Here is a 21,499-nt window from a genome sequence, read left to right on the forward strand (position 1 = left end):
GACAAAGCCCGGCAACGCCATCGCGTTGCCGGGCTTTGCCATCCCCGCAGGAGCCGGATTGGGCCGCCGGGCGGCTCAGGGCTGCTTGCGCCCCCAGCGCAGGTATGCGAGCGGGCCGGCGAAGTTGATAAAGGTTGCGGCCACCCACAGCTTCTTCGAGCCGTTGATCCGGTGCTGACCGCGCGCGGCCAGGTCGCTCAACGCGATTCCCTGGAGCAGCAGCTGTACGGCGGCCAGGCCAACCAGCACCGCACGCCGGGCGGGGGAGAGGTCCTTCCAGCGGTTCTTCGATTTCATCGGTGGCTTCCCTTCTTGGTTTTCGTGCTCAATCGCATTGTCCAATGCCCTGCCCTCCATTGTCCCGTGCAGTGCTGGGTCCCACGACCCGCCGGTAGGTGGGCAGGCGGCAGGCTGGGCGGAGCAACGAGACGGGGACGGGCCTGGCAAAAAAATTTTCCAAAAAATCTTTCGCCACGGGGAATGATTGTGGCTCCGGACCCGTTGAACATGACAGAACGCAAAGTTGAGTCACCATCACTCAAGTTTGATTTGACAGCGAAACGCTCGAGAGTAAACTTGAGTGCGGAACGCTCAACCGGGGTAAAACGCCCCAGCGTTAGTCAGTTTTAACCAAGGCAAAGGAGAGCCATTATGTCGCGTGCCGTAGGTATCGACCTCGGAACCACCAACTCCGTCGTTTCCGTTTTGGAAGGCGGCGAGCCGACCGTTATCGCCAACGCTGAAGGCAACCGCACCACCCCCTCAATCGTCGCCTTCTCCAAGAGCGGCGAAGTCCTGGTCGGTGACATCGCCAAGCGCCAGGCCGTGAACAACATCGATCGCACCATCGCCTCGGTCAAGCGCCACATGGGCACCGACTGGACCATCGAGATCGATGACAAGAAGTACACCCCGCAGGAAATCTCGGCCCGTACGCTGATGAAGCTGAAGAACGACGCCGAGTCCTACCTGGGTGAAAAGGTGACCGACGCGGTCATCACCGTTCCGGCCTACTTCAACGACGCCGAGCGCCAGGCCACCAAGGAAGCCGGCGAAATCGCTGGCCTGAACGTGCTGCGCATCGTCAACGAGCCGACCGCCGCGGCCCTGGCCTACGGCCTGGACAAGGGCAAGGAAGATGAACTGATCCTGGTCTTCGACCTGGGTGGCGGTACCTTCGACGTCTCGCTGCTGGAAGTTGGCAAGGACGAAGACGACTTCTCGACCATTCAGGTTCGCGCCACCGCCGGTGACAACCGCCTGGGCGGCGACGACTGGGACCAGCGCATCGTTGACTGGCTGCTGGCCCAGGCCAAGAGCAAGGGTGCTGACCTGTCCAAGGACAAGATCGCCCTGCAGCGCCTGAAGGAAGCCGCTGAGCAGGCCAAGAAGGAGCTGTCCTCGGCCACCAGTACCAACATCTCGCTGCAGTACCTGTCGGTGACCGCCGACGGTCCGGTGCACCTGGATGAGCACCTCTCGCGCGCCAAGTTCCAGGAACTGACCGCGGACCTGCTGGAGCGCACCAAGAAGCCGTTCCAGGACGTCATCCGCGAGGCCGGCGTGAAGGTGTCGGACATTGCCCACGTGATCCTGGTGGGTGGTTCGACCCGTATGCCAGCCGTGGCAGAACTGGTCAAGGAAATGGCCGGCAAGGAAGCCAACAAGGGTGTGAACCCGGATGAGGTCGTGGCCGTGGGCGCCGCCCTGCAGGCCGGCGTGCTCAAGGGCGAACGCAAGGACGTGCTGCTGATCGACGTGACCCCGCTGTCGCTGGGCATCGAGACCAAGGGTGGCGTGATGACCAAGCTCATCGAACGCAACACCGCGATCCCGACCAAGCGCTCGGAAACCTTCACCACCGCCGAGGACAACCAGCCTTCGGTGTCCATCCAGGTGTTCCAGGGCGAACGCGAGTTCACCCGCGACAACCAGGCACTGGGTACCTTCGAGCTGACCGGCATCGCCCCGGCTCCGCGCGGCATCCCGCAGGTTGAGGTCACCTTCGACATCGACGCCAACGGCATCGTGCACGTTTCGGCGAAGGACAAGGGCACCGGCACCGAGCAGTCGATGACCATCACCGGCGGCACCTCGCTGTCCAAGGATGACATCGAGCGCATGGTGCGCGAAGCCGAGGAGCACGCAGCCGAGGACAAGAAGCGTCGTGAAGCTGCCGAGACCCGCAACGCCGCCGAGCAGGCCGCCTACTCGGTGGACAAGCTGATCAAGGACAACGAGGACAAGCTGCCCGAAGAGGTCAAGACCGAAGTCCAGGCCGATGTGGATGCACTGAAGGCCGCCCTGGAGAAGCAGGACAACGACGAAGAGGTCAAGACCGCGTTTGAGAAGCTGCAGGCTTCGCAGACCAAGCTGGGCGAGGCCATCTACGCCAACACCCAGGCCGAGTCCGCAGCCGCAGGCGAGGGCGAAGCTCCCAACGCCGAGGAAGACATCGTCGACGCCGAGGTCATTGACGAAGACGAAGACGACAAGAAGTAGGGAGTAAGGGAACATGTCGGAGGCACAGGACCAGAACGCCAACTCCGGCCAGCAGCCGGAGAACCAGCAGGAGGCTGCCGAGGCGCAGCCGAACGCCGACGCTTTGGGTCAGGCCGAGGCGATCCTGAACGAGGCAGGCGTATCGGCTGAACAGTCGGAGCAGGACGAAGTGGGCGAGGTTGTCACCGAGCTGCGCAACGACCTGCTGCGGCTGCAGGCCGAGTACGTGAACTACCGCAAGCGCGTGGAGCGCGACCGTGAAGCCGTGCGCGACCAGGCGGTGCAGTCGGTGCTGGCAACCCTGTTGCCCGTGCTCGACGACGTGGACGCCGCACGCAAGCACGGGGACTTGACCGATGGGCCGTTCGCGGCCATCGCGAACAAGCTCGATGCGGTACTGCAGTCTCACGGACTGGAGCGTATCGACCAGGCGGGTGTGGAGTTCGACCCGAACGTCCACGAGGCGCTGCTGCGTCAGCCGGTTGAGGGGATCGACGCCGACCATGTGGGACAGATCCTGCGTATTGGATACAAGAAGGGGGAGCGCATCCTGCGCGCCGCCCAGGTGATGGTATCCACCGGCGAGTAGTCGCCGACAAATAACACATCGACACTGCCCACTGCCGAGAATCGACAGTGGGCAGTGTCGAACCGGCTGACGAAAGGTTGGAGGCCTGATGGCAAGTCAGGATTGGATCGAAAAGGACTTTTACGCGATCCTCGGCGTCTCGAAGGATGCCGACGACGCGGAAATCAAGAAGGCCTACCGCAAGCTGGCACGCAAGTACCACCCGGATACGAACCCCGGGGACGCGGCGGCCGAACAAAAATTCAAGGACATCTCCGAGGCGAACTCGGTACTGTCCGACCCGGAACAGCGCCAGCAGTACGATGCCATCCGCGCCATGGGGTCCGGGGCACGCTTCACCTCCGGCGCCGGCGCCGGCGCCCAGGGGGCAGGTTTCGAGGACATCTTCTCCAACCTCTTCGGGGGCGGCGGCGGGGCACGCGGCGGTGGACAGGTTCCCCCGGAGTTCGCGGACCTCTTTGGCGGTGGCGGCGGTTTCGGCGGCGGCGGATTTGGCGGCGGCTTCGGCCGGCAGGCACCGCCGCGCAAGGGCGCGGACCGCAACGCCAGCACCACCATCTCCTTCGCCGGCTCGATCAACGGCACGACCATCGGGCTGCGTGAACCCAGCGGCGAAGTGATCGACGTGCGCATTCCCGCCGGCATCCGCGACGGGCAGTCCGTGCGCGTGCGCGGCAAGGGGCAGCCCGGCCCGGCGGGCAACGGGGACCTGCTGGTGAAGGTCAAGGTCAGTGAACACCCGTTCTTCAAGCGCGACGGGAACAACATCCGCATCCACGTTCCGGTCAGCTTCGATGAAGCTGCCCTGGGGGCCAAGATCCAGGTGCCGACGCTGAACGGCGAAGAAGTCACCGTCAAGGTGCCCGCCGGTTCCAGCTCGGGACGAACGCTGCGCCTGAAGGGCCGGGGAGTGAAAACTTCCAAGGCCTCCGGTGACCTGATGATCGTCCTGGACGTGATGGTGCCGCAGAACCTGAGCGATGAAGCCAAGAAGGCCATCGAGCAGTTCGCCGCGGCCACGGCCGGGGATGACCCGCGGGCCGATCTGGCGGCCCGGGCACGGCTATAGCAAGGGGCCGGCAACCCATCCGCTGACGGGTTGCCGGCCGCACGTACATGTTCGGGCACCGAGTGGGGCTGCCCGAACCGAAAAGGTGGTAGGTGAAAGTGACCGGGGATTACATACGACCGGTATTTGTCATTTCGGTTGCCGCGCAGCTGGCTGACATGCATCCACAGACCCTGCGCCAGTACGACCGCATGGGCCTGGTCTCTCCCAGCAGGCAGGCCGGCAAGCAGCGGCGCTACTCGCAGCGCGATGTGCAGCTGCTGCGCCAGGTCCAGCAGCTGAGCAAGGAAGGCGTTTCGCTCGAAGGCATCCGGCGCATTCTGCAGCTTGAGGCCAAGGTGGACCAGCTGCGCCGGCAGGTTGGATCCCTGCAGGCGGAGGTCTATGAGTTGCGCAGCAACCAGAGCCGCGTGTTTGCCGCAGGCACCATGGCCGGGGACATTGTCACGCTCAGCCGCGGCACCCGCCCGCAGCGCCGCGAACCACAGGTCACACTGTTCACTACCCGGCGCGCGATCGGTCCCTAACCGATCAGCCCGTGCCTGCGCAGGCGGGCCAGAAGGTTGGCGCGCACCGCCGGCCACTCGTGGGGCAGGATCGAGAAGACCACGGTGTCGCGCAGCGACTGGGTTGCCGGGTCAAACATGTGGCTGCGCAGCACACCGTCCTGCTTTGCGCCCAGCCGGGAGATGGCGGCCCGGCTGGCCTGATTGTGCCAATGCGCGCGGAATTCAACCGCGATGCACTTCAGATCCTCGAACGCCCGGCTCAGCAGCATGAACTTGGCCGCCGGGTTGATTCCCGTTCCCTGGGCCGAGGGTGCCAGGAACGTGGAACCGATTTCGACCCGTCGGTTCACCGCATCAATATTCATCAACGTTGTGGCGCCCACGGCGCGTCCCGAACGGGCATCGATGATCGCGTACGGTGCCATCAGCCCCTGATCCTGGAGTTCCAGACGTCGTTCAATCTCAGAACCCACTGCGGTGGGGGCCGGGATCGAGGTAAACCACAACTCCTGCATGCCCTCTTCGGCGACGACCGCGGCCAGATCGTTCACGTGGGATGGAGCCAGCTGCTCCAAGCGGGTCTGGGCAAACTCCAGGGTGGGACACGACGACAAATCCATGGTTGAACCTTAGCGCCACAGCCCTCCGGCTGCCCCATCCGGGTGGGACGAGGGCGAAAATACTTCCGCCGCGCCGCCGGGCACCCAGCGCCTAGTTGCGCGTGTAGGCCAGGTCAAACACGCGGCGCCCGGCCTTCAACGCCTTGCTTTCAAAACTGGTCAGGATGCGACGCTCAAAGCGCGGGGCCCAGCCGCCCAGCTCATCGGTAAAGGTTGGCTCGGAGTCATGGCCTTCCAGCCCCTCACGACGCACCCTGGTCAGTTCGCTGTGCTCGCCGGCCAGATTGCCCGGATGCTGGTTGGTGAACTGAGGGTGTGCCTCCAGCAGCTCGCGCATCTGTTCCGCGTAGTTGGACCAGTCGGTGGCCAGTCGCAGGGTGCCGCCGGGCTTGAGCACGCGCGCGACCTTGTCCAGGAATTCGGTCTTGATCAGGCGGCGCTTGTGGTGGCGGGTCTTGTGCCAGGGATCGGAGAAGAAGATCCAGATTTCATCGGCGCTGGACGCAGGCAGCATGACATCGAGCACCTCGGGCGCGTTGGCCTGAATCGCGCGTACATTCTGCAGCCCAAAGGACTCGACCTTCAGCATCAGCTGGGCCAAGCCGGGGCGGTAGACCTCCACCGCCAGATAGTTGCGCTCCGCGTCGTCCTTGGCCGCGTTGGCGATGCATTCGCCCAACCCGGTGCCGATCTCCACGATCAGCGGAGCGGTGCGTTCGAAGGTTTGCTGCAGGTCCAGCTGCTGATCCTCGGCAACGGAGGTGTCGGTCTGCTTACGTTCCGGTTCGATCACGTAGCGGTCGGCATTGCGTTCCCAGGCTCGGGCGCGACGTCCCTGCAGGCGGTTCCCACGGCGCACGAAGGAAAACGGTTCCTTGCGGAACAGTTCCGGGTCGCGGGTGCCGGTTTCGGGGGAGGGAATCGAATCTGCGCTACGGTCGCTCATGATGCCTAATCCTATCGGAGCCGCCGGCCGCACCGGGAGCAGGAAGACCGGGAGATTGCGCACGTTCGGCAGGAATCCGGGGCTGATCCGGGTTTTCCCCGATGTCCCAGCGGGCCGGGTTGGGGCAGAATAAAGCCATGAGTCTATTGCGTGCGGTACTGAATATCATTTGGCTGGTCTGCGGCGGGCTGTGGCTGGCGCTGGGCTACGTGCTGGCCGGCATCATTTGCTGCCTGCTGATCGTCACCATTCCCTTTGGCATCGCTTCCTTCCGGATTGCGGGGTATGCGTTGTGGCCCTTTGGGCGTACCGTCGTTGACCGCGGACCGGTCGGCGCGTTCTCGACCCTGGGCAATATCATCTGGGTGATTGTGGCCGGGATCTGGATCGCGATCGGCCATGTGCTGACGGCCATCCCGATGTTCATCTCGATCGTTGGAATCCCGCTGGGCATTGCCAACCTGAAGATGATCCCGATTTCGCTGATGCCGCTGGGCAAGGCGATCGTTCCCTCGGACTACTTCATCGGTTCCATCCGCCGCTGACCCGGCCCGAACCGCTGCCGCGAAACGCGAGTGCTTCTTGGTGAAGTGCTCGCCTTTTGCGTTTAAGGGGACGCCGAAGCCCGCGCGGGCGGCGCCGGCCGCCGAGGCGTGGAAGGGCCGGGAAAACAACGAAAATTTTCCGTAAAGTCCGGAATAGGATCTCCCCAAAGTAAGTTGAGTTAAGTAGACTCAAGTTTATGAGGTGTAGGTCTGAGAGGAAGGACTCGAATGGACACCAAACTCACCACCAAGAGCCAGGAGGCTCTCTCCGCGGCCGGGATGAATGCCTCGACCGCGGGCAACCCGCAGATTGAACCGGCGCACCTGCTCAAGGCGCTGCTTGACCAGCGTGACTCGGTGGCCGTGGCGCTGCTGAAGACCGCAGGCATCGACGTCGATGGGCTCTCGGTCAAAACCAGCTCGGTCATCAAGGCTCTGCCCGCCGGCTCGGGCTCCTCCGTGGCGCAGGCCCAGTTCTCGCGCCAGCTGCTGCAGACTGTTAACGCGGCCCAGGAACTGGCCGGTGAACTGGGGGACACCTATGTCTCCACCGAACACCTGCTCATCGGACTGGCCTCGGATGTCACCAAGGCCGGGGAAGCGATGCGCGAGGTTGGAGCGACGCGCGAACTGCTCAGCGCCACCCTGCCCTCCATCCGCGGGGACCGCAAGGTCGACAGCCCGGATCCGGAAGGCACGTTCCAGTCGCTGGAGAAGTTCGGCACCGACATGACCGCACTGGCCCGCTCCGGCAAGCTCGACCCGGTGATCGGGCGCGACAAGGAAATCCGGCGTGTGGTGCAGGTGCTTTCGCGGCGCACCAAGAACAACCCGGTGCTCATCGGTGACCCGGGCGTCGGCAAGACCGCCGTGGTGGAGGGCCTGGCCCAGCGCATGGTCGCCGGGGACGTACCCGAATCGCTGCGCGGCAAGACCCTGATTTCCCTGGACCTGGGTGCCATGGTGGCCGGTGCGAAGTACCGCGGTGAGTTTGAGGAGCGCCTGAAGGCCGTCCTAGAGGAGATCAAGGCCTCCGACGGGCAGATCGTGACCTTCATTGACGAGATCCACACCGTCGTGGGTGCCGGTGCCTCGGAAGGCGCAATGGACGCCGGAAACATGCTCAAGCCGATGCTCGCCCGCGGGGAACTGCGCCTGATCGGCGCCACCACACTGGATGAGTACCGCGAGAACATTGAGAAGGACCCGGCCCTGGAACGCCGCTTCGCCCAGGTGTACGTGGGCGAGCCGAGCGTTGATGACACCATCGCGATCCTGCGTGGGCTGAAGGAACGCTACGAGGCGCACCACAAGGTTGCCATCGCCGACAGTGCCTTGGTGGCCGCCGCCGCCCTGTCCAACCGCTACATCTCCGGACGCCAGCTGCCGGACAAGGCCATCGACCTGGTCGACGAGGCCGCCAGCCGGCTGCGCATGGAGATCGACTCGGCCCCCGAGGAGATCGACGAGCTGCGCCGTGAGGTGGACCGGCTGACCATGGAGGAGTTGGCCCTGTCCACGGAGACCGACCCGGCCTCGGTGGAGCGTCTGGAGGCGCTGCGCAAGGACATGGCGGACAAGAAGGAGCAGCTTGACGCGCTGAACTCCCGCTGGGAGGCGGAGAAGGCCGGGCTGAACCGGGTCGGTGACCTGAAGGCCCAGCTTGACGAGCTGCGCAGCCAGGCGGAGAAGTACCAGCGCGAAGGCGACCTGGAGAAGGCCTCGCGGCTGCTCTACGGGGAGATCCCGGCGCTGCAGCAGGAGCTGGACGCGGCCGCCGCGGCCGAGGCCAGCGACGCGGATCGGGAGCTGATGGTCGCCGAGGAGGTCACCGCCGATGACATCGCCGAGGTGATCTCGGCCTGGACCGGGATCCCGGCCGGGCGGATGCTGCAGGGTGAAAGCCAGAAGCTGCTGGACATGGAAAAGGTGATCGGCCAGCGGCTGATCGGCCAGACCCAGGCGGTGGCCGCCGTCTCCGATGCGGTACGCCGTTCCCGGGCCGGGATCGCGGACCCGGACCGGCCCACCGGTTCGTTCCTGTTCCTGGGCCCCACCGGCGTGGGCAAGACCGAGCTGGCAAAGGCGTTGGCGGACTTCCTGTTCGATGACGCCCGGGCCATGGTGCGCATCGACATGTCCGAGTACTCGGAGAAGCATGCGGTGGCCCGGCTGGTCGGTGCCCCTCCGGGCTACGTCGGCTACGAGGAGGGCGGCCAGCTTACCGAAGCGGTGCGCCGCCGGCCCTACTCGGTGATCCTGCTCGACGAGGTCGAGAAGGCGCACCCGGAAGTGTTCGACATCCTGCTGCAGGTGCTCGATGACGGGCGGTTGACCGACGGGCAGGGACGCACCGTGGACTTCCGCAACACGATCCTGATCCTGACCTCCAACCTGGGCAGCCAGTTCCTGGTCGACCAGGAGATGGATCTGGCCGCACGGCACGAGGCGGTCATGAACGTGGTCAATGCCTCGTTCAAGCCGGAGTTCCTGAACCGGCTGGATGACGTGATCATGTTCGACGCCCTCAGCGTCCAGCAGCTGGGCCACATTGTCGAGCTGCAGATCGCGAACCTGGCCGAACGGCTGGCAGAGCGCCGGCTCACCCTGGAGGTGGACTCCGCAGCCCGCGATTGGCTGGCCCTGACCGGGTACGACCCGGCCTACGGTGCCCGCCCGCTGCGCCGGCTGGTGCAGCGCGAGATCGGGGACAAGCTGGCCCGCGAACTGCTGGCCGGCACGATCCACGACGGGGACACCGTCAAGGTGGGCGTGGACGTGGAGGCCAACGGGCTGACCCTCAGCCCGGCCTAGGCCCGGCGGCAGCGACAGCCCGGTGAAACCAGCAGCGCGGCGCACCATCCCAGTGATGGTGCGCCGCGCTGGCGGGTGAACGGGGCCGGCCTAGCTGGCGGTGTCCGGCGGCAGCAGCGAGCTGCGCACGCTGCCCTCGCTCAGTGACAGGAAGCAGGAGATCAGCCGGTCGCCCTGGTTCCAGGTGCCCTGGCTGGGGCGGGAGAAATGGTAGGTCCAGCTTGAGTCCAGTGGGGAGGTCGGATCCAGCGGAACCGACTTGCACAGGTCCTCGGCCTCGGTCAGCAGCTGCGAGGCCCCCGGGAACTCGCTGCCTTCCACCTCGAAGGTGCCGATCAGCTGGGCGTTGTGCGCCGACTCGCAGGTCACCACGGTCTGCGGTTCCAGCGGGGAGGTGAAGCCGCGCAGGCACTCGCCGACCTTCAGCTGCTCCGGGGGCATCGCCTCGGCGATGACCCCGTCCAGCCCCGGATCCGGGTTGCGGTCAACCTCGGCCTGCAGCGGAGCCTGGGTGGGGGAGATGAAACGCAACACCACGAAGACAGCCGCCGCGGCCAGGGCAAGGAAGGCGATCACCAGCAGGATCCACTGTCCCGTGCGCTTCTTTTCTGGCTCGGGTTCGGGCCGCAGGGGCGGCAGGGCCGCCTGGGGCTCGGGCAGGTTATCATCGATCACCGATGTGAACTCCTTCACATGGATTTGGCGTTGGGCCAAATGATCACGGCACTTGTCGTTAGTCTAACGGTTTGCGCACGTGTTGCGATGAGCGCTCGCCGGGGAATCATGTTAACCTTGAATTACGAAAGAACTGATCACATATTCGGGGGCCTCCACCGGCTAATTGGTGGACCACCTCCCGACTCTACTGAAAAGAGGGGGTCACGCCATGGGGCGCGGCCGTCAAAAGGCTAAAGCACAGCGTCAGGCGCGAGACATCAAGTACTACTCGCCCGCCACTGATCTGACCGCACTGGAGCGTGAACTGGGCGTGCGCCGTGAGCGCCATACCCAGGCACCTGAGCATGCCGAATCGTCCTATAGTGACGACTATTCGGACTATGACGATTTGGCCAAGAAATACTCTGACGACGAAGAGAGCGACGCCCGGCATTAGGCCCGGCGGTACCGGGAAGTGATGGCCCCGGTTTCACGACAGTCGTTGGAGGAGTCCGACTCTATCAGTACACATCACACGACAAGCCGCAACAACTAGGCTAAATTTAGCCCTAGCTCGTTGCGGCGTTTGTCGTGTCCGCAACCCCTAGCGGAAGGCCGATTTTGGAAGAAAACCACGCGCTGTCAATCAACATGGCCCACCGTTCGGCGATCCGTTCCATGCAGCGCATCGTGGAGCAGACCGCACCACCCAGCGACCCGGCCGAAGCGGCCGCCGGGGTGCAGCGGATGCTGGATCAGGGCAATGTCATGGTGGTCACCGGGGCCGGAGTTTCCACCGATTCCGGCATCCCGGACTACCGCGGCCCCAACGGCTCGCTGCAGCGCCACCGGCCCATGACCTACCAGGAATTCCGCTACCGCCCCGACGCCCGGCAGCGCTACTGGGCGCGCAGCTACATTGGCTGGCGCCACATGTTCAAGGCCCAGCCCAACCAGATCCACCGCCGCCTGGTCCGCTGGGAACAGGAGGGCCGGATCAGCGGGATAGTCACCCAGAACGTGGATGGCCTGCACCAGGAGGCCGGGTCACACAACGTGGTGCCGGTGCACGGGGACCTGTCCGTGGTCATCTGCCTGGACTGCGGCTACCGGGAGGACCGCGAACACCTGGATGCCCGCCTGCAAAAGGCGAACCCGGGCTACGCGCAGAAGGTCGACCTGGAACCTTCGGCCGTGAACCCGGACGGGGACGTGCAGCTGCCCGAGTACCTGGTCAAGGAATTTGTGATGGTTCCCTGCCTGCGCTGCGGTTCCATGGCCTTGAAGCCGGACGTGGTGTACTTCGGTGAGAGCGTGCCCGCCGCCCGCAAGCAGGCCATCAACGACATGGAGCACCGTTCCAGCTCCCTGCTGGTGTTGGGCTCCTCGCTGGCGGTGATGAGCGGCTACCGAATCCTGCTGAACTTCGTGCAGCGCCAGCTGCCGGTGGCGCTGCTGACCAATGGGCACGTGCGCGGCGAGCAGAAGGCGACCTGGCGCTGGCAGGCGCCGCTGAGCGACTCCCTGGAGCGGCTTTCCTAGTTCGCCGGCCGCGGCCGTTGCCGGTGTACCGGGGACTAGGAGGCGTAGGCGCCGGTCAGCAGCACGGCGCCGCCGTCCACGCCTTTGGCGCCCTGTACGAAGTCGGCGCCGGCGGCGGAGGCCGACTCATCCAGTTTCTCAACCTCGCCCATGACCCAGGCGCCCATGTTCAATGCGTTCAGCAGCTCCACGGCCCGGTCGGCCACTGCGGCGTCCACCACCGCGACCATGCCCACGCCCAGGTTCAAGGTGCGCTCCAGGTCCGCCTGCGGGACGTTGCCCAGTTCGCCGATGGTGCGGAACACGGCCGGCAGCGCCCAGGTGGAGCGATCCACACGGGCCATCAGGCCCTGGGGCAGCACGCGGGCCAGGTTGGCGGCCAGCCCGCCTCCGGTCACGTGGCTGAAGCCGTGCACGCCGAAGCGGTCCGCGCCGTTCAGTTCGTTGACCAGGTCAAGACAGGCGGAGGTGTAGATGCGGGTGGGCTCCAGCAGCTCCTCGCCCAGGGTGCGTCCGAATTCGGGCACCTCGCGGGTCAGTTCCCACTTGGCGTGCGCAATCACCCGGCGCACCAGTGAGTAGCCGTTGGAGTGGATGCCGGAGGAGGCCATGCCGATGACCACGTCACCGGCCTGCACGCGCTCCGGGCCGAGCAGCGCGTCGGCCTCGATGACCCCGGTGGCCGCGCCGGCCACGTCGTATTCGTCCTCGCCCAGCAGGCCCGGGTGCTCGGCGGTTTCCCCGCCGACCAGTGCGGTGCCGGCCAGCTTGCAGCCCTCGGCGATGCCGCGAACAATGTCGGCGATGCGCTCGGGGATGACCTTCCCGCAGGCGATGTAGTCGGTCATGAACAGCGGCTTGGCGCCCACCACCACAATGTCGTCCACGACCATGCCCACCAGATCCTGGCCGATGGTGTGGTGGATGTCCAGGGCCTGGGCGATGGCGACCTTGGTGCCCACCCCGTCGGTGGAGGTGGCCAGGTAGGGCTTGCGGTACCCGGTGAGGAAGGAGACGTCGAACAGCCCGGCAAAGCCGCCGACCCCGCCGATCACGTTCTGGGTGTGGGTGGCCTTGATCGCACCCTTCATCAGCTCGACGGCGCGGTCACCGGCCTCGACGTCGACGCCGGCGCCGGCATAGGTGATGGAGGTGGGCTGCTCTTTGCCGCTCATGGCAGATCGGTCCTTTTCTGTCGTGAACACCCGCGCAGCTGCGCGCGGAAGAATCGGGAACGTGGAACGTGGCGGCGCAGCGGCGGGTGCCCGCGCCGCGGGGGACTAGCTGACGGCGTCGAACTCGGCGTCCGGGCCCGGCTCGCAGCCGGCCTGGGCGGTGCGCTCCAGCAGGTTCTTGCCGCGCCGGGAGGAGTCCGGCAGCTTGATCGGGTACTCGCCGGTGAAGCAGGCGGTGCACAGCCGTTCGCGCGGCTGGTTCGTGGCCGAGATCATCCCGTCCTCGGAGATGTAGGCCAGGGAGTCCGCGCCAATCGACTTGGCGATCTCATCCACGGCGGCGCCGTTGGCGATCAGCTCGGCGCGGGTGGCGAAGTCGATGCCGTAGAAGCACGGCCACTTCACCGGCGGGGAGGAGATCTTCACATGCACCTCGGCGGCGCCGGCCTCACGCAGCATGCGCACCACGGCGCGCTGGGTGTTGCCGCGCACGATCGAGTCGTCCACCACCACCACGCGCTTGCCCTTGAGCACCGATTCCAGGGCGTTGAGCTTGAGCTTGATCCCCAGCTGGCGCAGGGTCTGGCTGGGCTGGATGAAGGTGCGCCCCACATAGGAGTTCTTCACGAAGCCGTGGGTGAAGGGGATCCCGGATTCCTCGGCGTAGCCGATGGCCGCCGGGGTGCCGGATTCGGGAACCGGGATCACGATGTCGGCCACCGCGGTGTTCTCGCGGGCCAGCTGGCGGCCCATCTCCACGCGGGATTCGTAGACCGAGCGCCCGGCGATGGAGGCGTCGGGGCGGGCCAGGTAGACGTATTCGAATACGCAGCCCTTCGGGTTGGCCTGGGCGAAGCGCTGGGAACGGACCCCGGCCTCGTCGATGGCGATCAGCTCACCCGGTTCGATTTCACGGATGAAGGACGCGCCTACGGTGGCCAGGGCCGGCTGCTCGGAGGCCACCACCCAGCCGCGGTCCAGGCGCCCGAGCACCAGCGGGCGCACGCCGTGCGGGTCGCGGGCCGCATAGAGCGTGTTTTCGTCCATGAACACGAAGCAGAACGCGCCCTCGATCTTCGGCAGCAGCCCCAGCGCGGTTTCCTCCAGGGTCTGGCCCTCGGAGCCGCCCAGCAGGGAGGTGACCAGCGCGGTGTCGGTGGTGTTGCCCTGGGCGATTTCGCCGGTGATCTTCCCGCCCTCGGCGTCGATCTTGGCGCGCACCATGTCGGCCAGGTCCGCTGAGTTGGTCAGGTTGCCGTTGTGGGCCAGGGCCACGGTGCCGGACTTGGTCGGGCCCAGGGTCGGCTGGGCGTTGGCCCAGTGGCTGGAGCCGGTGGTGGAGTAGCGGCAGTGGCCGATGGCCAGGTGCCCGCTCATGGAGTTCAGGGTGTTCTCGTCAAAGACCTGGGAGACCAGGCCCATGTCCTTGTAGACGTTGATGCGTTCCCCGTCGGAGGTGGCGATGCCCGCGGACTCCTGCCCACGGTGCTGCAGTGAGTACAGACCGTAGTAGGTCAGTTTCGCTACTTCCTCGCCCGGTGCCCACACACCAAAGACACCGCACTCGTCCTGCGGTCCCTTGTCGCTTGAAAGGAGGTCATGATTCAGTTTTCCATCGCCACGCGCCATGTCAGTATTCTCTCATGTATCCGGGCCGGGGTCGGCCAAAAGTGTGGTTCGTTACAGGCTGCCCGGATCTACGCAGTTCACCGGATCTGCCCGGTGTTCTAGGGGTGTTCGCGGTGTGGGGTCTCGGTGTGGGACGGTTCGTCCTGCTGCACGGGCACGGCCAGGCGGCGGACCGTGTGGCGGGCGCTGACCCGGTCCAGCACGAGGTAGACAACGGCGGCCACGGCCAGGCCGATGGCGGCACAGAAGGCGGCGAAGAAACCGACGGTGGCGGCCACGGTGTAGTTCGGGGAGGGATCTCCCAGCAGGGCGATGATGGTGCCGGCCAGGGCGCCGGCGACCCCGCCGGTGGCGAGGATCGGCCACAACTTGGGGGAGGACTTCACTTCGACTTCAAAGGACTTCCCCGGGCGCTGCGCCGAGCCGTGGGGACGAGAGGGGTTTTGCTCCATGCCCTTAAGCGTACTCAAAGAGCGGTAGATGCGCAGACAGGTCCGCGCGCAGCCCGGAAGCCTCCACCCGGGCGTCGGCCACCGCCTGCTGCCAGGAAAGCCGCCCCGTGACTAGGGATAAGAACGCCTCGGCGTCCATTTGCACCACATTCGGGGGAGTGCCGCGGGTGTGTCGGGGGCCGGGGATGCATTGGGTCACACCAAAGGGCGGAACCCGCACTTCCACCGAGTTCCCCTCCGCCCGGCTGGCCAGTTCCTCTAGCGCAAAGCGCACCGCCATTGCCCGGACCGGGCGGGGCAGCGGGGGCTGCTGGGCGGTCTGGGCGGCATCCGTCGCCTCCGGCTGGGCCGCCACCCACTGGTTCAGCGCCTGCCTGCCGTTGACCGGATCGATCCTGCGCTTGATGGCCATCTGCCGCCTTTCGCCGTGCCTTCCACCGCGCCGCGGGCCGCCGCCCGCCGCGCAGAGCCAAGTCTAGCGCCGCGATCGGCCGGTTTCATTAGCGGGTCACACACCCCCGGCGGCGTTGCCCCGTCCGGTAAACTCTAGGCCTGTGAAGGTACTGGTTATTGGCCCCGGCGGCCGTGAACATGCAATTGTCCGTGCACTGAACGAAGACCCCTACGTTGAACAGGTGCATTGCGCCCCCGGCAACGCCGGCATTGCCGGTGAGGTGCCGGTGCACGCCATCGACGCCCAGGACCCGGAAGCGGTCCTGGCCCTGGCCCGGGAACTGGTCAGCGACCTGGTGGTGATCGGTCCAGAGGCCCCACTGGCCGCAGGGGTGGCCGATGTGCTCACCGAGGCCGGGATCCCGGTCTTTGGCCCCAGCCGGGCCGCCGCCCAGCTGGAGGCCTCCAAGGCCTTCGCCAAGGACGTGATGGCCGAGGCCGAGGTGCCCACCGCGATGGCGCGGGTGGCCACCAACCGGCAGGAGGCGGAAGCCGCCCTGGACGCGTTCGGCGCCCCGCACGTGGTCAAGGACGACGGCCTGGCCGCCGGCAAGGGCGTGGTGGTCACCTCCGACCGCGAAGAGGCCCTGGCCCACGCCGAGGCCTGCTTCGCCGCCGGCGGCAGCGTGGTCATCGAGGAGTTCCTGGACGGCCCGGAAGTTTCCCTGTTCGTGATTTGCGACGGCAAGCATGCGGTGCCGCTCTCGCCGGCCCAGGACTTCAAGCGCATCTTCGACGGAGACCAGGGCCCGAACACCGGGGGCATGGGCGCCTATTCGCCGTTGCCGTGGCTGCCGGAGGGATTTACCGAGGAAGTCATGCAGCGCGTCGCCTACCCGACCCTGCGCGAAATGGAACGCCGCGGCACCCCCTTCACCGGCGTGCTGTACTGCGGCCTGGCCCTGACCAGCCGCGGCATGCGGGTCATTGAGTTCAACGCCCGCTTCGGCGACCCGGAGACCCAGGCCGTGCTGGCCCGGCTGAAGAGCCCGCTGGGGGCACTGCTGCTGGCCGCGGCGAAGGGCGAACTGGATGACGCCGAACAGCTGCACTGGCACCACGCCACCGCCGTGGACGTGGTGATCGCCGCCGAGAACTATCCGGACACCCCGGTCAAGGGTGCCGTCATCCAGGGCCTGGAGGAGGCCAACGCGGTGGAGCAGGTGCACGTGGTGCACGCTGGCACCGCGCTGGATGCCGCGGGCAACACCGTGGTCGCCGGCGGCCGGGTGCTGGCCGTGGTGGCCCTGGGCGATGACCTGGCCGCCGCCCGGAAGGCCGCCTACCAGGGGGTCGCCAAGATCTCCTGGCCCGGCGCCCAGTACCGCACCGACATCGGCCTGAAGGCCGAGCGGGGACAGATCATCGTGAACACGGAGGCTAAGTAGGCATGGCAGGATTCAAGACCGAAGTGCTGCAGCTTCCCGGCTGGGACCACTTCTACTCCGGCAAGGTGCGCGACCTCTACGTCCCGGCCGGGGTGTCCTTCGCGGACACCGACCGCGTGCTGGTGGTCGCCTCCGACAGGATCAGCGCCTACGACTTTGTGCTCTCCACCGAAATCCCGGACAAGGGCAAGGTGCTCACCCAGCTGAGCCTGTGGTGGTTTGAACAGCTGGGCGACTTCGCCAACCACGTGATCTCCACCGAGGTGCCCGAGCAGGTGGCTGGGCGCGCGATGGTGTGCAAGAAGCTGGACATGTACCCGATCGAGTGCATCGCCCGCGGCTACCTGACCGGCTCCGGGCTGGTTGAGTACAAGGCCTCGGGCACCGTATGCGAACTGCCACTGCCCGAGGGCCTGGTCGACGGGTCCCGGCTGAGCCCGGCACTGTTCACCCCCTCGGCGAAGGCCGAGGTGGGGGAGCACGACGAGAACATCTCCTTCGAACAAACCGTGGAACGGGTCGGACTGGAGGTCGCCGAGGCGCTGCGGCAGAAGACGGTGGCGCTCTACGAGCAGGCCGAAAAGATTGCCCGCGAGCGCGGGATCATCCTGGCCGACACGAAGGTCGAATTCGGCGCGGACCCGTCCAACGGGCAGATCACCCTGGGCGATGAGGTGCTCACCCCGGACTCCTCCCGTTTCTGGGACGCCAAGGACTACGCCCCGGGCAAGTCCCAGGCCAGCTTCGACAAGCAGTTCGTGCGCGACTGGCTGACCTCCAACGCCTCCGGGTGGGACAAGGCCTCCGGCCAGCAGCCCCCGGCGCTGCCCGAGGACATTGTCGCCAAGACCCGCGCCCGCTACATCGAGGCCTATGAGCGGCTGACCGGGCAGGACTTCAGCGCCTAGCTTCCCGGCAGACCGACGACGGCAAGGAGCCCCGAACCAGCCTGCTGGTTCGGGGCTCCTCGCCGTCGTGGGCAGCGATGCCGTGCGCCCGGTTAGACCAGCGAATCCCTCCAGGCCCGATGCAGGGCGGCGAAGCGTCCATTGGCGGCGATCAGTTCCTGCGGGGAACCGTCCTCGATGATCTTCCCATCGTGCACCACCAGCACCCGGTCGGCGATCTGCACCGTGGACAGGCGGTGGGCAATGATCAACGCGGTGCGGTCGCCCAAGAGCTTCTGCAGGCCCCGCTGCACCGCCCGCTCCGAGGGGATGTCCATGGAACTGGTCGCCTCATCCAGGATCAGCACCGCCGGGTCGGCCAGGAAGGCGCGGGCAAAGGAAATCAGCTGGCGCTGCCCGGCCGACACCCGGCCGCCGCGCTTGTTCACATCCGTGTCATAGCCCTCGGGCAACCCCAGGATGAAGTCGTGGGCGCCCACGGCGCGGGCCGCGTCCTGGATTTCGGCCAGGGAGGCGCCGGGCCGGCCCAACGCGATGTTCTCGGCCACCGAGCCGGAGAACAGGAACGCCTCCTGGGTCACCATCACCACGTGACGGCGCAGCTCCTTGTTGGACAGCTCCTTGATCGGCACCCCGTCCAGCTCCAGGCTGCCCGAGCGCAGGTCATAGAAGCGGGCGATCAGCTTGGCCAGCGTGGACTTGCCCGCCCCGGTCTGCCCCACCACCGCGACGACCTGGCCGGCCGGGATGTGCAGGTCGAACTTGTCCATCACCACCGGGCCCTGGCCATAGCCGAACACCGCGTCACTGAAGCCGATCTCGCCCTTGACCCGCTCGATGCTGCGCGGCTGCTGCGGTTCACGCACCGTGGGCTCCTCCTCCAGCAGCCCGGACACCTTCTCCAGGGCGGCGGTGGCGGACTGCAACGAGGAGTAGAACATGGCGATCTGCTGCACCGGCTGGAAAACCCGCTTGGAGGCCAACAGCAGCGCGACCATCACGCCCACCGCCAGGGAGCCGTCAATGATGCGGAACCCGCCGTAGGCCAGCAGCGCGGCCACGGTCAGGTTACCGATCATCACCAGACCCGGCTGCAGCACACCGAACAGGTTGAAGGAACGCACCGAGTTGTCCCGGTACTGGGCGGCAACGGCCGCATAGTTCTGGTCGTTGGCCTTCTCCCGGCGGAACGCCTTGACCGCCCGGATGCCGGTCATGGTCTCCACGAACGTGGAGATCACCCGAGCCGAGACGACCCGTGATTCCCGGTAGAGCACCTCGGAGCGGCGCTGGTACCAGAAGAAGAGGATCCCCACCGGGATGGCCGCCACGCAGACCACCAGGCCGCTGCGCCAGTCCAGCACGAAGATTGAAATCAGGGTGAACACCACGAACACGAAGGAGGAGGCCAGTTCCGAAACCCCCTGGTCCAGCAGCTCGCGCAGCGTCTCCAGGTCCGAGGTCTGCCGGGAGATGATGCGCCCGGAGGTGTAGTGCTCATGGAATTCCAGGCTCAGGCGCTGGGTGTGGCGGAAGACCTGCTGGCGCAGATCCAGCAGCATCGCCTGGGAGATCCGGGCGGCGCAGCGGATGTACCAGGCCAGCAGGAACCCGGCCAGCAGCGCACAGACGATGTACGCACCGCCGGAGACCCCCAGCGAGGACCAGTTGCCCTGGCGCACCTGCGGCAGGGTCCAGTCGATCGCCAGGGCGATGATCATCGGCAGCGCCACGCGGGCCGCATTGGAAACCAGCACCAGCACCACGGTGAGGGTGAACAGCTTCTTCTGCGGGACCGCCAGGGCGGCCAGCAGCCTGAAGGAGCGCTGGCGAACGACCTTGCGTTCGGCGGCGCTGAGCTTGATGGCGTCTTCGTTCGCCACACCTGACTGGATGCTCACTGGCCGGCCTCCGCGCTGATCAGGGTCTCGTCATCATCCAGGCTGGCGATCACGAAACGGTAGTGTTCATTGGTGCTGAGCAGGTGGGTGTGGCTGCCCACGGCGTCAATGTGGCCATCGCGCAGCAGCGCCACCCGGTCGGCGAGCATCACCGTGGAGGGGCGGTGGGCCACCACCAGCGTGGTGGTGCCCTCCAGCACCTGGCGCAGCCTGGCGGTCACCGCCTCCTCGGTGCGCACATCCAGGGCCGAGAGCGGGTCATCAAGCACCAGGATCCGCGGCCGGGCGGCGATCGCGCGGGCCAGGGCCAGGCGTTGGCGCTGGCCGCCGGACAGGGACAGGCCCTCCTCGCCGATCAGGGTGTCCACCCCCTCGGGCAGCTCGTAGGCGAAGTGCGCCTGGGCCACCTCCAGGGACTCGGCCAGCAGTGCCTCCAGCTGCCGCTCGTCCAGGCCCTCCGGCGCGCCGAGCAGCACGTTTTCACGGACCGAGGTGGAGAACAGTGTGGTGTCCTCGAACGCCACCGCGACCTCGGTGCGCAGCTGTTGCAAGTCCCATTCGCGCACGTCCTGGCCGTGCACCAGCACCTGCCCGGCATCCACGTCGTGCAGCCGCGGCACCAGGTTCAACAAGGTCGACTTGCCCGAACCGGTGATCCCCACCAGGGCCATGGTCTCCCCGGGCCGGATCTTCAGGTCGATCCCGGCCAGGATGGGGCGGGCCTGCCCGCCGGCGCCGGGGTAGGTGAAGCGCACATGGCGCAGCTCCACCTCTCCGCTGAGTGTTTCCGGGCGGGAGGGGTGCGGCGGGGAAGTCAGGTCATTGACGGTGTCCATGACCTCGAAGTGGCGGTCCAGTGCGGTCTTGGTGCTCAGGGTCATGCCCAGCAGCATGCCCATGCCCTCCACGGGCCCGGCAATGACCGCGGCAATCGCGAAGTAGGCGACCAGCGAGCCGACGCTGAGGTTGCCGCTGGCCACCAGGGAAACGCCGATGATCAGGCCCACGCCGAGAATGGTTTCGGGAATGGCGACCACGGCCAGCAGGAAGCTGGCCAGCGTATTCGCCTTGCTGATCTCGGTCTCCTGCAGGGACTTGGCCTGCTCGTTGAAGCCGTCGTACATGTCCGGCCCGCGGCCGAAGGCCTTGATGACCCGGATGCCGTGCACCGATTCCTCCACGGCGGTGGCCAGGTCACCGGCCTGGTCCTGGCTAAGCCGGCTGGCCGCGCGGTAGTCGTTGCGGAAGCGGTAGGCCTTGATCATGATCGGCACCGAGCCGGCCAGATAGAGCAGGCCCAGAATCCAGGAGTGGGTGAACATCAGGATCAGGCCGGTGATGACGGTGACGGTCTCCACCACCAGCATCATGGCGCCGAACGCCAGCCAGCGGCGCAGCAGCGACAGGTCCGACATGGACCGCGAGAGCAGCTGTCCCGAGCCCCAGCGCTCATGGAAGGCGACCGGCAGGCGCTGCAGGTGCTTGTAGAAGCGCACGCGCATCTGGTTCTCCAGCCCGGCGGCCGGGGTGAGAACGAACTGGCGGCGCAGGAAGATGAAGAACGCCTCCAGGAAGCCCAGCCCGGCCACAATGGCCACCGCCACCCAGATCTGGGAGGAGGACGCGTCGCTGCCCAGCACGTTGTTGACCAGCCAGGCCAGGACCTGGGGGATTACCAGGGCGACAATGCCGGCGCCCAGGGCACAGAAGAACCCGGCGATAAGCCGGGGCATGATGGGTTGGACGAAGGGGGCCAGACGCCGCAGCGTGGCTCGAAGGGAAGTATCCGGGCTGTCGCCT

General features: G+C 66.5%; 20 protein-coding genes. 10 read left to right on the forward strand and 10 right to left on the reverse strand.

What is annotated here, in order from left to right; genetic code table 11:
• Nucleotides 1–75: 75 nt before the first annotated feature.
• Nucleotides 76–297, reverse strand: a complete 222-nt coding sequence (locus FDN03_RS10600; RefSeq protein WP_138176773.1) for a hypothetical protein — start codon at nucleotides 295–297, stop codon at nucleotides 76–78.
• A gap of 354 nt (nucleotides 298–651) precedes the next feature.
• Here FDN03_RS10600 and dnaK point away from each other — a divergent pair, with 354 nt between their 5' ends.
• The 4 genes from dnaK (at nucleotide 652) to FDN03_RS10620 (ending at nucleotide 4,687) form a co-directional block, all read left to right on the forward strand.
• Nucleotides 652–2,502, forward strand: coding sequence for a molecular chaperone DnaK (gene dnaK / locus FDN03_RS10605; RefSeq protein ID WP_138176776.1), 1,851 nt, complete (start codon nucleotides 652–654; stop codon nucleotides 2,500–2,502).
• 13 nt (nucleotides 2,503–2,515) lie between these two features.
• The gene (locus FDN03_RS10610) at nucleotides 2,516–3,091 is read left to right on the forward strand and encodes a nucleotide exchange factor GrpE (protein ID WP_138176779.1); all 576 of its coding nucleotides are present in this window, start codon (nucleotides 2,516–2,518) and stop codon (nucleotides 3,089–3,091) included.
• An 88-nt stretch (nucleotides 3,092–3,179) separates the two neighbouring features.
• Nucleotides 3,180–4,160 carry a DnaJ C-terminal domain-containing protein gene (locus FDN03_RS10615; RefSeq protein ID WP_138176782.1) on the forward strand — a complete coding sequence of 327 codons (981 nt, stop codon included), beginning with the start codon at nucleotides 3,180–3,182 and terminating at the stop codon, nucleotides 4,158–4,160.
• 98 nt (nucleotides 4,161–4,258) lie between these two features.
• The gene (locus FDN03_RS10620; protein WP_138176785.1) at nucleotides 4,259–4,687 is read left to right on the forward strand and encodes a MerR family transcriptional regulator; all 429 of its coding nucleotides are present in this window, start codon (nucleotides 4,259–4,261) and stop codon (nucleotides 4,685–4,687) included.
• On the opposite strand, the gene FDN03_RS10625 is transcribed toward FDN03_RS10620, so the two are convergent.
• Nucleotides 4,684–5,289, reverse strand: a complete 606-nt coding sequence (locus tag FDN03_RS10625; RefSeq protein WP_138176788.1) for a GNAT family protein — start codon at nucleotides 5,287–5,289, stop codon at nucleotides 4,684–4,686. The genes FDN03_RS10620 and FDN03_RS10625 overlap by 4 nt on opposite strands.
• 91 nt (nucleotides 5,290–5,380) lie before the next feature.
• Complete coding sequence (trmB, locus tag FDN03_RS10630; protein ID WP_138176791.1) at nucleotides 5,381–6,235, reverse strand: tRNA (guanosine(46)-N7)-methyltransferase TrmB; 855 nt, start codon at nucleotides 6,233–6,235, stop codon at nucleotides 5,381–5,383.
• Nucleotides 6,236–6,381: 146 nt separating this feature from the next.
• On the opposite strand from trmB, the gene FDN03_RS10635 reads away from it, so the two are divergent.
• Nucleotides 6,382–6,780 carry a YccF domain-containing protein gene (locus FDN03_RS10635; protein ID WP_138177566.1) on the forward strand — a complete coding sequence of 133 codons (399 nt, stop codon included), beginning with the start codon at nucleotides 6,382–6,384 and terminating at the stop codon, nucleotides 6,778–6,780.
• A 228-nt stretch (nucleotides 6,781–7,008) separates the two neighbouring features.
• Nucleotides 7,009–9,594, forward strand: a complete 2,586-nt coding sequence (gene clpB, locus FDN03_RS10640) for an ATP-dependent chaperone ClpB (protein WP_138176794.1) — start codon at nucleotides 7,009–7,011, stop codon at nucleotides 9,592–9,594.
• Between the two features lie 90 nt (nucleotides 9,595–9,684).
• On the opposite strand, the gene FDN03_RS10645 is transcribed toward clpB, so the two are convergent.
• Complete coding sequence (locus FDN03_RS10645; protein ID WP_138176797.1) at nucleotides 9,685–10,269, reverse strand: septum formation family protein; 585 nt, start codon at nucleotides 10,267–10,269, stop codon at nucleotides 9,685–9,687.
• A gap of 211 nt (nucleotides 10,270–10,480) precedes the next feature.
• On the opposite strand from FDN03_RS10645, the gene FDN03_RS10650 reads away from it, so the two are divergent.
• Both FDN03_RS10650 and FDN03_RS10655 read left to right on the forward strand, forming a co-directional pair.
• On the forward strand, nucleotides 10,481–10,708 hold the full coding sequence (locus FDN03_RS10650; RefSeq protein ID WP_054821086.1) for a DUF3073 family protein: 228 nt from the start codon (nucleotides 10,481–10,483) through the stop codon (nucleotides 10,706–10,708).
• Nucleotides 10,709–10,872: 164 nt separating this feature from the next.
• A complete protein-coding gene (locus FDN03_RS10655; RefSeq protein WP_349291714.1) occupies nucleotides 10,873–11,793 on the forward strand; it encodes a Sir2 family NAD-dependent protein deacetylase in 921 nt (306 codons plus the stop codon).
• Between the two features lie 35 nt (nucleotides 11,794–11,828).
• On the opposite strand, the gene purM is transcribed toward FDN03_RS10655, so the two are convergent.
• The 4 genes from purM to FDN03_RS10675 all read right to left on the reverse strand — a co-directional run bounded on the left by purM (nucleotide 11,829) and on the right by FDN03_RS10675 (nucleotide 15,461).
• A complete protein-coding gene (purM, locus tag FDN03_RS10660) occupies nucleotides 11,829–12,968 on the reverse strand; it encodes a phosphoribosylformylglycinamidine cyclo-ligase (protein ID WP_138176801.1) in 1,140 nt (379 codons plus the stop codon).
• Between the two features lie 105 nt (nucleotides 12,969–13,073).
• Complete coding sequence (purF, locus tag FDN03_RS10665; protein ID WP_138176804.1) at nucleotides 13,074–14,597, reverse strand: amidophosphoribosyltransferase; 1,524 nt, start codon at nucleotides 14,595–14,597, stop codon at nucleotides 13,074–13,076.
• A gap of 98 nt (nucleotides 14,598–14,695) precedes the next feature.
• Nucleotides 14,696–15,049, reverse strand: a complete 354-nt coding sequence (locus FDN03_RS10670) for a hypothetical protein (RefSeq protein WP_138176807.1) — start codon at nucleotides 15,047–15,049, stop codon at nucleotides 14,696–14,698.
• A 4-nt stretch (nucleotides 15,050–15,053) separates the two neighbouring features.
• Nucleotides 15,054–15,461 carry a sterol carrier family protein gene (locus FDN03_RS10675; RefSeq protein WP_138176810.1) on the reverse strand — a complete coding sequence of 136 codons (408 nt, stop codon included), beginning with the start codon at nucleotides 15,459–15,461 and terminating at the stop codon, nucleotides 15,054–15,056.
• Between the two features lie 142 nt (nucleotides 15,462–15,603).
• Between FDN03_RS10675 and purD the strand changes: the two genes are divergently transcribed.
• Nucleotides 15,604–16,890, forward strand: a complete 1,287-nt coding sequence (gene purD / locus FDN03_RS10680) for a phosphoribosylamine--glycine ligase (protein WP_138176813.1) — start codon at nucleotides 15,604–15,606, stop codon at nucleotides 16,888–16,890.
• Between the two features lie 2 nt (nucleotides 16,891–16,892).
• Nucleotides 16,893–17,798, forward strand: a complete 906-nt coding sequence (locus tag FDN03_RS10685; RefSeq protein WP_138176816.1) for a phosphoribosylaminoimidazolesuccinocarboxamide synthase — start codon at nucleotides 16,893–16,895, stop codon at nucleotides 17,796–17,798.
• Between the two features lie 92 nt (nucleotides 17,799–17,890).
• On the opposite strand, the gene FDN03_RS10690 is transcribed toward FDN03_RS10685, so the two are convergent.
• Nucleotides 17,891–19,699: an ABC transporter ATP-binding protein gene (locus FDN03_RS10690; RefSeq protein WP_138176820.1), complete on the reverse strand. Its 1,809-nt coding sequence runs from the start codon at nucleotides 19,697–19,699 to the stop codon at nucleotides 17,891–17,893.
• A complete protein-coding gene (locus FDN03_RS10695; RefSeq protein WP_138176823.1) occupies nucleotides 19,696–21,432 on the reverse strand; it encodes an ABC transporter ATP-binding protein in 1,737 nt (578 codons plus the stop codon). The genes FDN03_RS10690 and FDN03_RS10695 overlap by 4 nt, the downstream gene beginning before the upstream one ends.
• Nucleotides 21,433–21,499 lie beyond the last annotated feature (67 nt).

It is taken from the genome of Glutamicibacter sp. V16R2B1 (genome assembly GCF_005774635.1).
Lineage (GTDB): Bacteria > Actinomycetota > Actinomycetes > Actinomycetales > Micrococcaceae > Glutamicibacter > Glutamicibacter creatinolyticus.

What these genes read in the sequence shown, in the direction of transcription:
- FDN03_RS10600 (WP_138176773.1), bottom strand. Translation starts at nt 297, where the DNA reads ATGAAATCGAAGAACCGCTGGAAGGACCTCTCCCCCGCCCGGCGTGCG.
- dnaK (WP_138176776.1), top strand. Translation starts at nt 652, where the DNA reads ATGTCGCGTGCCGTAGGTATCGACCTCGGAACCACCAACTCCGTCGTT.
- FDN03_RS10610 (WP_138176779.1), top strand. Translation starts at nt 2,516, where the DNA reads ATGTCGGAGGCACAGGACCAGAACGCCAACTCCGGCCAGCAGCCGGAG.
- FDN03_RS10615 (WP_138176782.1), top strand. Translation starts at nt 3,180, where the DNA reads ATGGCAAGTCAGGATTGGATCGAAAAGGACTTTTACGCGATCCTCGGC.
- FDN03_RS10625 (WP_138176788.1), bottom strand. Translation starts at nt 5,289, where the DNA reads ATGGATTTGTCGTCGTGTCCCACCCTGGAGTTTGCCCAGACCCGCTTG.
- trmB (WP_138176791.1), bottom strand. Translation starts at nt 6,235, where the DNA reads ATGAGCGACCGTAGCGCAGATTCGATTCCCTCCCCCGAAACCGGCACC.
- clpB (WP_138176794.1), top strand. Translation starts at nt 7,009, where the DNA reads ATGGACACCAAACTCACCACCAAGAGCCAGGAGGCTCTCTCCGCGGCC.
- FDN03_RS10650 (WP_054821086.1), top strand. Translation starts at nt 10,481, where the DNA reads ATGGGGCGCGGCCGTCAAAAGGCTAAAGCACAGCGTCAGGCGCGAGAC.
- purM (WP_138176801.1), bottom strand. Translation starts at nt 12,968, where the DNA reads ATGAGCGGCAAAGAGCAGCCCACCTCCATCACCTATGCCGGCGCCGGC.
- purF (WP_138176804.1), bottom strand. Translation starts at nt 14,597, where the DNA reads ATGGCGCGTGGCGATGGAAAACTGAATCATGACCTCCTTTCAAGCGAC.
- FDN03_RS10670 (WP_138176807.1), bottom strand. Translation starts at nt 15,049, where the DNA reads ATGGAGCAAAACCCCTCTCGTCCCCACGGCTCGGCGCAGCGCCCGGGG.
- FDN03_RS10675 (WP_138176810.1), bottom strand. Translation starts at nt 15,461, where the DNA reads ATGGCCATCAAGCGCAGGATCGATCCGGTCAACGGCAGGCAGGCGCTG.
- FDN03_RS10685 (WP_138176816.1), top strand. Translation starts at nt 16,893, where the DNA reads ATGGCAGGATTCAAGACCGAAGTGCTGCAGCTTCCCGGCTGGGACCAC.
- FDN03_RS10695 (WP_138176823.1), bottom strand. Translation starts at nt 21,432, where the DNA reads ATGCCCCGGCTTATCGCCGGGTTCTTCTGTGCCCTGGGCGCCGGCATT.